The 13,265-nt window shown below is 24.3% G+C and carries 16 protein-coding genes, 9 tRNA genes and 1 other RNA gene; all 26 read right to left on the reverse strand.

Annotated features, from left to right (window positions below):
* The 26 genes from AACK83_RS09355 to smpB all read right to left on the reverse strand — a co-directional run bounded on the left by AACK83_RS09355 (position 1) and on the right by smpB (position 13,149).
* Positions 1 to 264 carry a hypothetical protein gene (locus AACK83_RS09355; RefSeq protein ID WP_338957971.1) on the reverse strand — a complete coding sequence of 88 codons (264 nt, stop codon included), beginning with the start codon at positions 262 to 264 and terminating at the stop codon, positions 1 to 3.
* Positions 265 to 627: 363 nt separating this feature from the next.
* On the reverse strand, positions 628 to 798 hold the full coding sequence (locus AACK83_RS09360) for a hypothetical protein (protein ID WP_338957973.1): 171 nt from the start codon (positions 796 to 798) through the stop codon (positions 628 to 630).
* A 17-nt stretch (positions 799 to 815) separates the two neighbouring features.
* On the reverse strand, positions 816 to 1,727 hold the full coding sequence (locus tag AACK83_RS09365) for a recombinase RecT (RefSeq protein WP_338957976.1): 912 nt from the start codon (positions 1,725 to 1,727) through the stop codon (positions 816 to 818).
* 201 nt (positions 1,728 to 1,928) lie between these two features.
* A complete protein-coding gene (locus AACK83_RS09370) occupies positions 1,929 to 2,084 on the reverse strand; it encodes a hypothetical protein (protein ID WP_338957979.1) in 156 nt (51 codons plus the stop codon).
* Positions 2,077 to 2,733: a PD-(D/E)XK nuclease family protein gene (locus tag AACK83_RS09375; protein ID WP_338957982.1), complete on the reverse strand. Its 657-nt coding sequence runs from the start codon at positions 2,731 to 2,733 to the stop codon at positions 2,077 to 2,079. The genes AACK83_RS09370 and AACK83_RS09375 overlap by 8 nt, the downstream gene beginning before the upstream one ends.
* Complete coding sequence (locus AACK83_RS09380; RefSeq protein ID WP_338957985.1) at positions 2,726 to 2,848, reverse strand: hypothetical protein; 123 nt, start codon at positions 2,846 to 2,848, stop codon at positions 2,726 to 2,728. The genes AACK83_RS09375 and AACK83_RS09380 overlap by 8 nt, the downstream gene beginning before the upstream one ends.
* Positions 2,849 to 2,866: 18 nt before the next feature.
* Complete coding sequence (locus AACK83_RS09385; RefSeq protein ID WP_338957988.1) at positions 2,867 to 3,040, reverse strand: hypothetical protein; 174 nt, start codon at positions 3,038 to 3,040, stop codon at positions 2,867 to 2,869.
* An 18-nt stretch (positions 3,041 to 3,058) separates the two neighbouring features.
* Positions 3,059 to 3,271, reverse strand: coding sequence for a hypothetical protein (locus AACK83_RS09390; protein WP_338957990.1), 213 nt, complete (start codon positions 3,269 to 3,271; stop codon positions 3,059 to 3,061).
* A gap of 380 nt (positions 3,272 to 3,651) precedes the next feature.
* Positions 3,652 to 5,277, reverse strand: a complete 1,626-nt coding sequence (locus AACK83_RS09395; RefSeq protein WP_338957993.1) for a hypothetical protein — start codon at positions 5,275 to 5,277, stop codon at positions 3,652 to 3,654.
* A gap of 22 nt (positions 5,278 to 5,299) precedes the next feature.
* Positions 5,300 to 5,911, reverse strand: coding sequence for a hypothetical protein (locus tag AACK83_RS09400; RefSeq protein WP_338957994.1), 612 nt, complete (start codon positions 5,909 to 5,911; stop codon positions 5,300 to 5,302).
* Between the two features lie 230 nt (positions 5,912 to 6,141).
* Positions 6,142 to 8,604: a hypothetical protein gene (locus AACK83_RS09405; RefSeq protein WP_338957996.1), complete on the reverse strand. Its 2,463-nt coding sequence runs from the start codon at positions 8,602 to 8,604 to the stop codon at positions 6,142 to 6,144.
* A gap of 231 nt (positions 8,605 to 8,835) precedes the next feature.
* Positions 8,836 to 8,911, reverse strand: a tRNA-Asp gene (locus tag AACK83_RS09410).
* Position 8,912: 1 nt separating this feature from the next.
* A tRNA-Met gene (locus AACK83_RS09415) sits at positions 8,913 to 8,987 on the reverse strand.
* Positions 8,988 to 9,008: 21 nt separating this feature from the next.
* Positions 9,009 to 9,098, reverse strand: a tRNA-Ser gene (locus AACK83_RS09420).
* A gap of 13 nt (positions 9,099 to 9,111) precedes the next feature.
* A tRNA-Ile gene (locus tag AACK83_RS09425) sits at positions 9,112 to 9,188 on the reverse strand.
* Between the two features lie 7 nt (positions 9,189 to 9,195).
* Positions 9,196 to 9,272: transfer RNA gene (locus AACK83_RS09430), tRNA-Met, on the reverse strand.
* 32 nt (positions 9,273 to 9,304) lie between these two features.
* Positions 9,305 to 9,380, reverse strand: a tRNA-Ala gene (locus tag AACK83_RS09435).
* An 11-nt stretch (positions 9,381 to 9,391) separates the two neighbouring features.
* Positions 9,392 to 9,468: transfer RNA gene (locus AACK83_RS09440), tRNA-Pro, on the reverse strand.
* 1 nt (position 9,469) lies between these two features.
* Positions 9,470 to 9,546: transfer RNA gene (locus AACK83_RS09445), tRNA-Arg, on the reverse strand.
* 107 nt (positions 9,547 to 9,653) lie between these two features.
* A tRNA-Cys gene (locus tag AACK83_RS09450) sits at positions 9,654 to 9,729 on the reverse strand.
* 197 nt (positions 9,730 to 9,926) lie between these two features.
* Positions 9,927 to 10,342, reverse strand: a transfer-messenger RNA (tmRNA) gene (ssrA, locus tag AACK83_RS09455).
* A 96-nt stretch (positions 10,343 to 10,438) separates the two neighbouring features.
* Complete coding sequence (locus tag AACK83_RS09460) at positions 10,439 to 10,936, reverse strand: BspA family leucine-rich repeat surface protein (RefSeq protein ID WP_338957998.1); 498 nt, start codon at positions 10,934 to 10,936, stop codon at positions 10,439 to 10,441.
* A gap of 224 nt (positions 10,937 to 11,160) precedes the next feature.
* Entirely contained in the window at positions 11,161 to 11,304 is a 144-nt protein-coding gene (locus AACK83_RS09465; protein WP_286642118.1) for an MspA/MspB/MIB-like signal-anchor domain-contatining protein, read from the reverse strand.
* An 85-nt stretch (positions 11,305 to 11,389) separates the two neighbouring features.
* Complete coding sequence (locus tag AACK83_RS09470; protein ID WP_338958005.1) at positions 11,390 to 11,629, reverse strand: hypothetical protein; 240 nt, start codon at positions 11,627 to 11,629, stop codon at positions 11,390 to 11,392.
* Between the two features lie 3 nt (positions 11,630 to 11,632).
* Entirely contained in the window at positions 11,633 to 12,691 is a 1,059-nt protein-coding gene (locus tag AACK83_RS09475) for a hypothetical protein (protein WP_338958008.1), read from the reverse strand.
* 26 nt (positions 12,692 to 12,717) lie between these two features.
* A complete protein-coding gene (smpB, locus tag AACK83_RS09480) occupies positions 12,718 to 13,149 on the reverse strand; it encodes an SsrA-binding protein (protein ID WP_252320720.1) in 432 nt (143 codons plus the stop codon).
* Positions 13,150 to 13,265 lie beyond the last annotated feature (116 nt).

Raw genomic sequence — 13,265 nt, forward strand, 5'->3', positions numbered from 1 at the left:
TTATTCTCCTTTTATAAATATAAATTTAAATTTCATATTTCCAATAGTATCTCTATTATTACCACAAATAATTAAATATCCTGTTTGATTATTTTCTAATATTCATGAATAAAAAATATCTTGTGGATATAATTTTGGATATAAATTTAATGATAATAAATAACATAAAGCATCTTCTTTATTTTTTAATAAACTTACTGTTGGACATTTTATTTCTTTTGGGCTTTTTTCATTATAAAATCATTCAGTTCTAATGTTTCTCATTATTTCACATCCTTTTATGAACTCATCAGCACCGTAATAAACGGTGGACTATAGAATTATAATCTTATCCAAATTTTAATAATTCTATAGTTTCGTTCTGTATAAAATAAAATTTAGGACTTACATTGACATATTATTTAAGCAAGAATAAAAAATAGGGAATAGGAGTTAGAAAGGGTATATGTCAAATGCCTAAATATTAATTATTATTTTCTTTCCTTATCTTTATTTAATTTTTCATTTTCATATTGGATAAAACAAATTTTATGCATATATCAATATGTTTTTATTGTTATTTTAAAAAATCTAAAACTATTTTTTACTCACTCGCCATCCATTATGGATTTTTTACAATAATTACATTTATGAATTATCATTATCAAATTCTCCATTTTCTATACATTTTAGTAATGATTTTATATATAAACATTGTGCTTCACTTACTATTTGTAAATCATTATTTAAATAATTAATTAATTTTTGTTTATATTCGTTTTTATACTCATCAATAATATCTTGGGTAGTAATTTCCATTTTTTATTTTCCTTTCATTAAACTTCAAAATTTTCTATAATTTCTTCTTCTTTTTCTAATTCTTTTAATTTAGATAAAGCAGAATTTATGTCAGTATTATCAGTTGAATTAGTAATAGCATCAATAGTATCATGATATTCTTTAAACTTAGGATTTGAATCAATAATATCAATAATATGATTATTTGGATTATCAATATATATTTTTTCATTTTCAGTAATAATTGCTTGGTCATTTTCATAAGCAGTTTGCATATCAACTGACATAATTCCCCATTTTCTTAATAATTGAGTTAATACAGTTTTTTTAGCCATACTATCAAAATCACTAACAATAAATTTTTGATTCTTTTTATATGTTTCACTATATTTATTAAAATGTTCTATTATTTGTTCAGTTGTTCAATATAAATTTTTTTCAAAACCATTTTTTAATTTAAAATAAGCACAATAACCTACTATTTTTGATTTTAATCTTTCAATAGGATTTTCAATAAATTTAAATTTTATTTCATCTTTTAAATAATCAATCTTTTTTAATTCTCCTTCTCTAACTTCAATAACATTAATTTTTTTATATTGTTGACTTCTTTGTGCTAATTGAATATAACCTTTATATCCCATTTGAAACTGTGCTTCTTTAACAGTTACTCAATTACCTTTTTCATCTTTATATTTACGATTAAAAGGTACAACTCAACAATAACCAAAATTCTTTTCTAATGGTAATTGTAATAATGTTGCTTGATAACATGCTTCTAATATTGTAGTTAAACTAGTTTTTGCTAAACCTAATTGATTTTTAATTGCTAAAGCATTACTTTTAAATCTTTGTACTTCTTTTTCACTCATATTATTACCTTGATTTTTATTAGTAAATCATTGTTCAATAGTTAATGAATTTTTATTATTAGTTAAATCATTACTCATTATTTTCTTCTCCTTTTTTATTTAATAATTCTAAAATTTCATCTAATTTTTTATTAATTTTTCCTAAATATTTTAATAAAATTAAAATTGATTTATCCATTATTATCATCCTTTTTACTTGTTATTTCATCAACTATTATTTCTAAACATTTCATACATCAATTTTTACTTAACCAAATTCTTTTATTACAATATTTACATTTATTCATACTTATTTATCCTTGTTTTTAATAAACTTAATTCATATTTAATTTGTTTTCTAATTTCAAATTCAATTACTTCATCATGCGAATATTCTAATAATTCATTTAAATATTTAATATTTTCTTTAATTTGCTCTATGTTTTCTTTATTCATTTTCATTTTTATTTTCTCCTTTAAAATAATTTATTTTTGCTTCTAATCATTCATTTATTAATTCATGTGTTATTTCTATTTTTATTTCTTGCTGAGTATTTTTATTAGTTAAATAAACATAAGTTTTATAAGATGGAGTTATACCATTCTCAAGTAACATACAATAATAAGCAGTTAATTGTAATTTAATTCTTTTTAATTTATCATCATCAATACAAGCATAAGTTTTATAATCTATTAAATAATATTTATTTTCTTTTTTATTTAAATAAACTAAATCTGGTGTTCCAGTAACTAAAGTATCAGTAATAGGTTTTTCTATAATAAATTCATAATTATTTTTATCTTTAAATTTTTCTTTTAAAAACATAAGTGATTTTTTACAATAAGAATAATTTATTGAATTTGTTACTGGTTTTAATTTTTTTAATAAATCATTAATAATATTTTCTTCATTAATATTTTGTAAATATAATTCATTAAGTTTATGAACTCATTTACCACGAACTGAAGCATTTTTTAATACTTCTGGTGCTATATGACTATAACCAAAACCTAAATAATTATCAATAATTCTAGAAACTGATATTAATTCTTTATCATCTAAAAAATATTGATGAGTTTCTTTTTTAAAACTTAATTTACTCATATTTATTTTTACCTATTAATATTCAAAAACATTTATTACATAATCTATTACCAAAAGAAGATTGTTTTCTACATTTATCACAAGAACCAATCATTCTATATTCTCTATATTCCATAAATATTTTTTCCTTTCATTAATATTTAGAAGCAATAATTATTAATGTTAAAATCATAATAATTATTCAAATTGTTAAAAATATAATTCTACTTTTTCATGATTTTTTATAAAATTCTTTTTGTTCCTCAATTAATTCAATTTGTTCTTTTAATAATTTATTTTGTAATTCTTCATTTTCTTTTTCTTCCATATTTAATTTTTCCTTTCATTAATTAAGTTTTTCTTTAAGTTTTTCTTGATTTGGATATTGCATATCTAATTCAAATGCTAATATTTCATAATGTATAATATATGCATCTTCTAATAAATGATGTTTATAATTTTTATGAAAATTATTTGCTTCCTTAAATGTATAAAAAACTTTATATTTTGTTTCAAATGTATAATTAACTTTGTATTTTACTAAATAAACGTATGTCATATTTATTTTTCTCCTTTTAATTTTTTATTGTGTTATGATATTGTTAATAAGGTATGTATTTATATATAAAACCCCCTATTTTCTTAAATAATACAAATGTAATTGTGAATTAGATTAATGGGTTCTTTACTGAGCCATAATAAGGCTATTCAAATTAATCTATAATTACATTAAGCGATACAGTGTAACATTTTAACTTGCTTAACATTAAATGCTCTTTTATACTGATATAGAAGTATTTACATTTCGTACTCACTATTAGACTTCTACGACAGTTTTATTAAGTTTTAATCTTTTAACAAAAAAAGAACGATAGTTATATCGTTCTTTGTTATCCAATTATGAATCTAAGGGTTAAAGTGATGCGCCCTTTTAAGTATTTAAATTCACCTTACTTTAAAAGTAAAATTAAAACTATGGGGCTTGGGAACATAGTCACTGCTTATCAAATTTTTTCCAATATGAAATCTAATTTTTTTAATATCATTAGTCTTAATAATATCAGTTGCCTTTAATGATAAATTATTACCATCAATATCTAAAAAAGTAAAAGCACTTAACTCATTAATTTGCACCTTTAAAGCTTTAACAAAATATCCTTTAAAAGTAGCAAGTGATTTAATAACAAAATTTCAATTAATATTTGGATCAACCGTCGAATCAGGATAATCTAATAAGAAAAAAGTAGAATTATTTTTTGCAAATTGATACATTTCTTGTCAATATTTATTTTCTAAAAAAGTTTCTAAATCACCAATATTAATATAATCATTAACATTAATATTTTCAATACTATTATTTATTGAATTTGAAAAGCCAAAATAATAACTCAATTCCTTATATTTAAAATGATTACCACTATTATCACTAGTCAATAATACATGTGGAGGACTATATTTTATTAATGATTCATCACTATCTACTGCTTCTTGTACCATACTAAAAGGAACAAAATCAATAGGATTAACTTTAAGATAATCAATAACCTCTTCAATACTTGTTGGTTTTAAATCAATGAAATCATAAACAACATTTGGATTAGAAACATATGTTATATAAAAAGGTTTTAATGGAAAATTTGAAGAATATGAATAAAGATTAACATATTCTTTGGAACTATTCACAGCATTACCAACATAATTTAATTCGGGATTATGAACTAGTTCGAAATATGGTTTAATAGTAGCTACATCATTAAAATCAATATCTGCTAAAGGAATTGTTGATATTATTGGATAAAGATGAGTATCACTAGCAAATTCTTCTTTATAATCATTAATAAATTTATTAATTTCATCTTCGATTGTTTTATAAATAACAGTATTATCAATTTTATCCGCATAATAAAAATTAGTTGGTAAATAACCATGTGTTCATTGTTCTTGCAAATAATCACTACCATTTGGAAATTTTCCTGAAACATGTTTACTAAATTTTCCTTCAAATTGATTAAACATCATAAATTTTTCATAAAATTTAGCAGTATTTTTAATTAATGCAATTACTGGTATTTTAAATTCAATAAATGAAGATTGTAACTTTAATTTTAAATCAAATTTAGTAACACCATCAGTTTGAATTAAACTCTTATCTAATTCATCATTACTATTGGGTTTATAAAAAGTGAAATCATAATTAGTAATATTAGTTGGAAAAAAACTATCTCATCAAGATTCTTTTATTAATAAATCAAAAACTTGTTTTTTTGTTTCTTCTTCAAAAAATGGCAAACGTAAATTTTTATTACTACTATCAATTGGAACATCATTCATATCAACAATAATTGATTCTTCTGGAATATTTTGTTTAAAATCACCAATATTAAAAGCACTCTGCATAGCAAGAGCAATAAAAAAAGTGCTAATTGCTAAACAAATTATCATAATTAAAGAAATAGTTATTGTCAGAAAAGTTTTTTTTACTTTTACTGGTTCTACTTTACCAGTAACGTATTTAGTAATATTATTTAGTTTTCTTCAATCATCATTATCTTTCTTTTTAGCCATATATTATTCACCTAAATTTCCATTATCTAAAACTTAATTCATACATTTTAATAATACTTTTAATTAAATATTTTTTATTTTCAATAGTATTTAATCATCAATGCAAAATAGCAATTCATCATAATAAGAGTGCTATAACCGCGAAAATCAATACTGTGATTCGATAAGGACTGTCACTATAAGAAAACATAAAAAAACTAATACCAATAATTATTAAATTAACAATAGAACCAAATATTAAAAAAAATAAACAACTTAAACCAATACCTCTAATAGTTTTAGATAAAAAAACGGGTAAAATCATAATTAAAATTATAAAAGCAAATAAAACAGTAACTAACATTGCTACTACTTTTAATATTGCACTTTGAAAAACTGGTGCTGATGGTATACCAGGAAGATTAGCAACCAATTGACCAAAACCAATGCCATTAAAAAAAATCAAGCCAATTCAAAAAATTTGAATAGTTAAAATAAATATTCGCGAAAAACCATCACCAAGACTAGTAAAGTAAACTCTTGTTAAATTTAAATCTAATAATGAAGGTAAAGGAGTTTCCTTTAATTTCTTTAACTCTTTTTGACCAATAAGATTACTTGTAGTTAAAAATTGTTTATCTAATGATTTATCCATATCTTTCACCCATCCTATAAAATAATTATAATGCATTTTATTTAAAAACTATATAGTTAACTTATATCCGAATTTTAAATATATAAAATAATCAAATTATTATTTTAAAATAAATACAAACATAATTAATAATATCTATTTTTAACTACAAGTAATATGAAAAATAAACAATAATTTTCAATAATTATTGTTTATTTTAATAATATAATATTGTTTAAATATTTTTTCGATTATATGGAGTATCCAGAAATATTTGCACTTGCTAATTTTGAGTGAGAATATGATAAATCTATTGAGTTTATTTGTTTTCACTTATCAACTTCATTATTTAGATTTTCTACATTTTCATCACATACAGATTGTAATTCAATATTATCCATAATTAATATTTCTTCTTCATTATTTATATTTATTAATTCTTGTGATTTATTTGCATTATTTCTTTCTAAGTTATTATTTGATTTAAAATTAGTTCTAATTTTTTTTAAAATAAAACCTATTAAACCTCCAACTAAACAAAGAGAAAAAATAGGTAAAATTCAAAAAGACATTGAAACTAATTTATTGTTTTCAACTTGCTCTGACTCTAATTTAAATGTTGCCAATTGTTCTTGATTAAATCATGAAATTTGGTCAGGAGTAAATGCTTGAATTTGTTCTGGTGTAAATGCTTGAATTTGTGCAGTTGTAAATTTTTCTATTTGTTCTAGTTCAAATTTTGGTATTTGTTCGTTTGTGAATGATTGAATTTGTTCTGGTGTAAATGATTGAATTTGTTTTTCTGTAAAAGATTGAATTTGTTCAGTTGTAAATTGTGTAATCTGACTTGGTGTAAATCATGAAATTTGGTCAGATGTAAAAAAAGCAATGTCTGCATGACTGAATATTTGTATTTGTTGTGGTGTTAGTGCTTGAATCTGTCATAATGTAAATCATGAAATTTGATCAAAGGTAAATTGTGCAATCTGTTTTGGTGTAAATCATGAAATTTGTTTTGGACTAAATGCGTGTATTTGTATTTTAGTAAAATGTGCATTCTGAACTGGTGTAAATCATGAAATTTGGTCAGATGTAAATAATCTAATCTGAGTTGGTGCAAGCGCTCGAATTATTTCAAATGATAATGATTGAATTTCTGATTTTGATAATGATTGAATTTGTTTTTCTGTAAATTCTCGAATTTGTTTTTCTGTTGTTGAATCAACTGTTGTGCTATTAAAATACCCCTCTATTTTTCCAACAAAAATTTTTCGTTGTTCTGATGTAAAAAAATGAATTTGCTCTTCTGTAAAATTTAAAATTTGTTCTTGATTAAATCATGAAATTTGGTCAGGAGTAAATGCTTGAATTTGTTCGGTTGTAAAAACTTGAATTTGTTCTGGTGTAAATGCTTGAATTTGTTCTCGTTCAAATTTTGGTATTTGTTCTGGTGTAAATCATGAAATTTGATCAGATGTAAAAGAATCAATGTATGCACGACTGAATATTTGTATTTGTTCTAATGATAATGATTGAATTTGTAGTTTAGTAAAATCTGTAATCTGACTTGGTCTAAATCATGAAATTTGTTTTGGACTAAATGCTTGAATTTGGTTTTTAGTAAATTCTACAATCTGACTTGATCTAAATCATGAAATTTGATCAGATGTAAATAATCTAATCTGTCATGGTGCAAATCATAAAATTTGTTTTGGACTAAATGCTTGAATTTGTTCTTCTGTAAATGATTGAATTTGTTTTAGTGTTAATGCTTGAATTTGTTTTTCTGTAAGTGCTTGAATTTGTTCTCGTTCAAATTTTGGTATTTGTTCTGGTGTAAATCATGAAATTTGATCAGATGTAAAAGAATCAATGTCTGCGCGACTAAATATTTGTATTTGTTCTAATGATAATGATTGAATTTGTTTTTCTGTAAATTCTCGAATTTGTTTTAGTCATAATGCTTGAATTTGTTCTGGTTCAAATTTTGGTATTTGTTCTGGTGTAAATGCTTGAATTTGTTCTGGTTCAAATTTTGGTATTTGTTCTGGTGTAAATGCTTGAATTTGTTCGGTTGTAAAAACTTGAATTTGTTCTGGTGTAAATGCTTGAATTTGTTCTGGTGTAAATTCTGAAATTTCCTTTTCTGTTAATGATTTAATTTTCTGACTAGTATACATTTGTAAATTCGAACGAGTCGAACGTTTTTTTCTATTTAAACTTAATGAAGTTACTTTTATTGGTTTTAATGTAAATGTTTGAAATTGTTCTCTTTGAATTATTTTTTTGATTCTTTTATTCTTAAACTTTAAAACTTGTGCCGGTGTAAAGGCTGCAAGTTGTTTTTTAGTAAATCATGAATTCTGCTCTTTAGTAAATCATGAAACTTGTTGTAAAGTAAATACTTGAATTTGTTCTTTTGTGAAATGTGGTATTTGTTCTTCTGTAAATGCTTGAATTTGTTTTTTATTAAACATTTTAATGTGTTTTTGCGTTAATAATTGTAATTGTTCTGCCATTAGTAATTGTAGTTGTTCTTTAGAAGTCATTTCAATATTATATAAAAAATTTAATGATAATATATTTTTTAAAATTGGTTCATTGATACCATTTTCTAATGTTAATGCATTATTCACTGGTATCAATGTCTCAACATTATTGCTAATTACGATACTTGAAGATGAGTTATTAAAAATTAATAAATTATTTATCATATTTTCGCTCCTTTTTAAAAATTAAAAACTATTATTTAATAATAGTTAAATTTAAATAAAATTATATTTATTATTTAAACTATACGTGTATTTTAATATTATTAATTTACTTAATCAATCAAAAACTTTCTTCCATAATGAGTAAAATAATTATTCATTATACCAATAAAAAAAGAGTAAGACCTTTTACTTACTCTCTAAATTAATACTGCTTATGTTTTATTTTCTAAATGGCGGTCTTGACGGGGATCGAACCCGCGATCTCCTCCGTGACAGGGAGGCGTATTAACCACTTTACCACAAGACCGTGGTTGCGGAGACTGGATTTGAACCAATGATCTTCGGATTATGAGCCCGACGGGATACCACTTCCCCACTCCGCGATGTATAAAATTTAATAATAATGGAGGAGGCTGAGGGATTCGAACCCTCGAGCACTTGCGCACTGACAGTTTTCAAGACTGTTCCCTTTAACCGGACTTGGGTAAGCCTCCGAGTATTTAAGTATGGTGGACCCTATCGGATTCGAACCAATGCTCGCCCGGTTATGAGCCGGGAGCTTTAACCAACTAAGCTAAGGGTCCTAGACTATGGTAGCGGGGATGGGACTCAAACCCATGGCCTCTCGGGTATGAACCGAACGCTCTAATCAACTGAGCTACCTCGCCAGTTTTAGTTTAAATGTTTAACCGATATATAATGGTGGACCCTATCGGGATCGAACCGACCACCTCCTGCGTGCAAGGCAGGCGCTCTACCAAATGAGCTAAGGGCCCTTATTTAATAATGGTCGGGAAGACAGGATTCGAACCTGCGACCTCTCGGTCCCAAACCGAGCGCTCTACCAAGCTGAGCCACATCCCGATGGTGCGCCTGGCAGGACTTGAACCCACAACCTTTTGATCCGTAGTCAAACGATCTATCCAATTGATCTACAGGCGCATTTAATTACTAAAATTTATAGTAACTCATTAAATCATTAAACCTAATCAATTATAACTTATTAAAAGTAATATTTACAAGTATATTTGCAAATATTATTAATATTTTGGAGGAGCCGATCGGATTCGAACCGACGATCAAAGTTTTGCAGACTTATGCCTTAAACCACTTGGCCACGGCTCCAAATATAATTAAAAAAATTTAAAGACTTTTCAATATTACCAAGACTAGTTACTATTTGCAACTTGTTTTACAATATTATTCATAAAATATTTAAATATTTTTTTATTATTTATTTCACTAATTAAAATTTTATAAAGGTATTTATAATTAATTATTAAATTAAATAATAAAAAAAGCACAATTGTGCATTTAATTTATGGTGGAGATGGCGGGGATCGAACCCGCGTCCAAAAGTTAACTGACTAACTGTATCTACAGTTTAGTATAATTTAGAAAAATCACTATTTAATAATAAATTATACGAAATTATGAATAGCTAGTTAATGGAAATTCGAAAAAATTTATTAACATCATTTTTTCTAGTTTATCCTATGATACGTTACTAATAATGATAAACTTGCTATTAGTAACGGTAGTATTTACTTCTTAAGTAATTAAGCAGGTAAAACTGCTTGATTTCCTAAACCAAATCCAAAGTTGTTTAACTTTGTTGTGAATCAGTTAGGTACTACGGTTTTAGTTTGTTTTCCGGTTATGAAACCTCGTAGTATTATGGTCTACCAAACCACTGCCACAATTAGTTGTTCACTCCTGTCGAAACCAGAACATCCCCGCTAATATTATACATTACTTTCTACTATAAAGCAATTTTTGGTTTTCTTAAAAATTACTAATAATTCTTTCAAACTTTCATCATAAATTATAAAATCTAAAAATTAAAATTTGGCAATTTATCAATGCTATTACTAATTCAAGAATTAATGGCAAAATTATCATGAATTATTACTTTTGAAACATTTCATTGTGATAAATTTTGATCAAACGTTATTGCACCGGCAAACATAGAATGCATAGTTATTACATTTGAAACATCTCAACCCGAAATATCTTGATTAAATTTTCTTGCACCAGCAAACATACCATGCATATCTGTCACTTTATTTACATTTCAACTTGAAATATTTTGATCAAAAGCATGTGCATTAAAAAACATACCTCTCATAATTTTTACTTTTTCTACTCTTCAAACTGAAATATTCTGATTAAATGAAGTTGCATATGCAAACATATCACTCATATCTGTAACATTTGAAACATCTCAACCCGAAATATCTTGATCAAATGATGAAGCACTTTGAAACATCTGTTTTGTACTTGTTATTTCTGATGGTAACTGATCTGGCACTTTTTGAATTGTTTTTGGCATTTTAACAGCTTGAATTTCTCCAATTTTATTTTCATAAAATCCAATTTGAACAATTTCAATAGTTTTTATATCTGATAAGTCTATTTTACTAGTTGTTTGCTCTTCTCCATTACTATCAACGTAAATTGTATCTTGTTGTTGTATTATTGTATATTTATAACGATTTGATTGTCTATTTGAATTTGGTGGTTTAGGTAATAAAATCTTTGGATTAGATTGTGATTTTATTTTTTTTCTTTTTCATTTTCTTCCTCGTTTTTTGCTTCTATATCAGAAGTATACAAAATACCAGCAGTGGCTCCACCAACTAAAGTAGTACCACCAACAATTGCAGTAATAATTTTCTTTTTTTTACTTTTTTCAGACATAAAAAAACCTCTCTTAAATTCTTATTTTTTTATAATGGCATGACCATATTTTATATAATTTTATGTAGTAAAGTATTTAATATACTTAAATTTTATTTCAATTGTGATTTGTTAAAACATGATGCTTTTCTGTCACTCAATAATTTGAAGAAAATAACGTAATAAATATTAAACTAATAACAGTTAATAACGCAATAATATTACCAATATAAAACATTATTTCATTATTTAAAGTAATTAAATTATAATTAATAAAACTATCGAGTAAATCAACACTACAAGTTAAAATAGCTATACATGATGCATAAATTCCTGTGATAGGCATTAATTATCGATAATTTCAATCTAAAACCAAACTATATATAACAAAACTGCAAATGCCAAAAGCAATATTGGATAAAATTTGTGAAATCAAAACTGCGTAAATATTAATAGTTACTAAACTAATCATAATACTTACTATATAGATTCCAAAACCAAAATATAAAGCAATATTAGCACTGAAAAAATAATATAATCATCATCCCAATAAAAAAACACCAATTACTTGTGGCAAAGTAGTAAATAAAGTTTTATAAACATGCCATCTTTGATCAATATTACTTATTTTATAATTAAAAAATTGAGAATTCATTAAATAATAAATTAAATAAATAGTTAATCCAAAGATAATTAAAATTATTATTTTTCATTGAGAAAAAGTTTTAATTTTTTTTAAAACTATTTCATCATGCATACCCATATTTTTTGGATCTTCTCGCAAAAGAAAAGACATGAAAAAAGTCAAAATGAAAAAACACAAAGCAGCAATAATAAAATAACTGATTTTTGAAATTGTAATAGTTGAAATATTAAGCGTAAGCATATTAATTGGTATAATAATTAAACTTGCCAATAATCCCGGAACAATAAGTATAGTAAAAGTTAAAAAAGCATGTGATTTTACAAAATATTGTTCATTGAACATTAATTCATGAACTCCCAATGATGCAGTACTCATTCCTAACGCAATATTTAACAAAATCAAAGAACAAAAATTTGGTACAATTAAAACTAAACAGCAAGTAACCAAAAGTCAACTATGCATTCATCAAATATACAACTTTCTTTTTTTAAATTTTGCAGTAAAAAAAGTAGCTGGTATAGCAAAAATAATTACAGTAAACGAAATAATCACTGTAATACTAATTGCTTCAGTTACTAAATTAGTTAATGATAAAACTAAAAAATTATTAATAGCTTTTAAACTATTAATACCAAGATAAAGAAAAAAATAATAACTAATAAATAATCATTGCCACTTATTTATCTTTTGCTTAAAAAGAAAAAATAAATAAAAACTTGTAAATAAACAAAAGATTATTAAGAAAGGTAATCATATTATCATAGTTTTTTCCTTTCTTAATTAAATTATTATTTTTTGATTTGTCTTACTGCATCACGATTTTTAATGGTCTCTCTTTTATCATAATTTTTTTTACCACGAGCCAATGCTATTTCTAACTTTGCTCTACTTTTACTATTTAAATATATCATTGTTGGAACAACAGTTAAGTTTTTTTGCTTTTGTTCTTGTTGAATTTTTTTAATTTCACGAGCATTTAAAAGTAATTTTCTTTTTCTTAATGGATCAAGTATATAACTAGTAGTAAATTTATAAGTAGTAATGTTCATATTAATAATATAAGCTTCATTATTACTAAAAGTTACATAACTATCCTGTAAAGATACATTACCTAAACGAATTGATTTAATTTCAGAACCAGTCAAAACAATTCCCACTTCTAATTTTTCTAATAATTCATAATTAAAGTACGCTTTTTTATTTTTTGCAATTATTTTCATTGTTTCCACCATTATTTTCATAAACTTTATAATTAGATTATATAATAATAATTTCATAAATACTGAAATACTTACTTAAATTTGTTTTTTATTAAGAACATGCTATAATTTAATGA

The sequence above is a fragment of the Spiroplasma endosymbiont of Tiphia femorata genome (genome assembly GCF_964020225.1).
Taxonomy (GTDB): Bacteria; Bacillota_I; Bacilli_A; order Mycoplasmatales; family VBWQ01; genus Spiroplasma_E.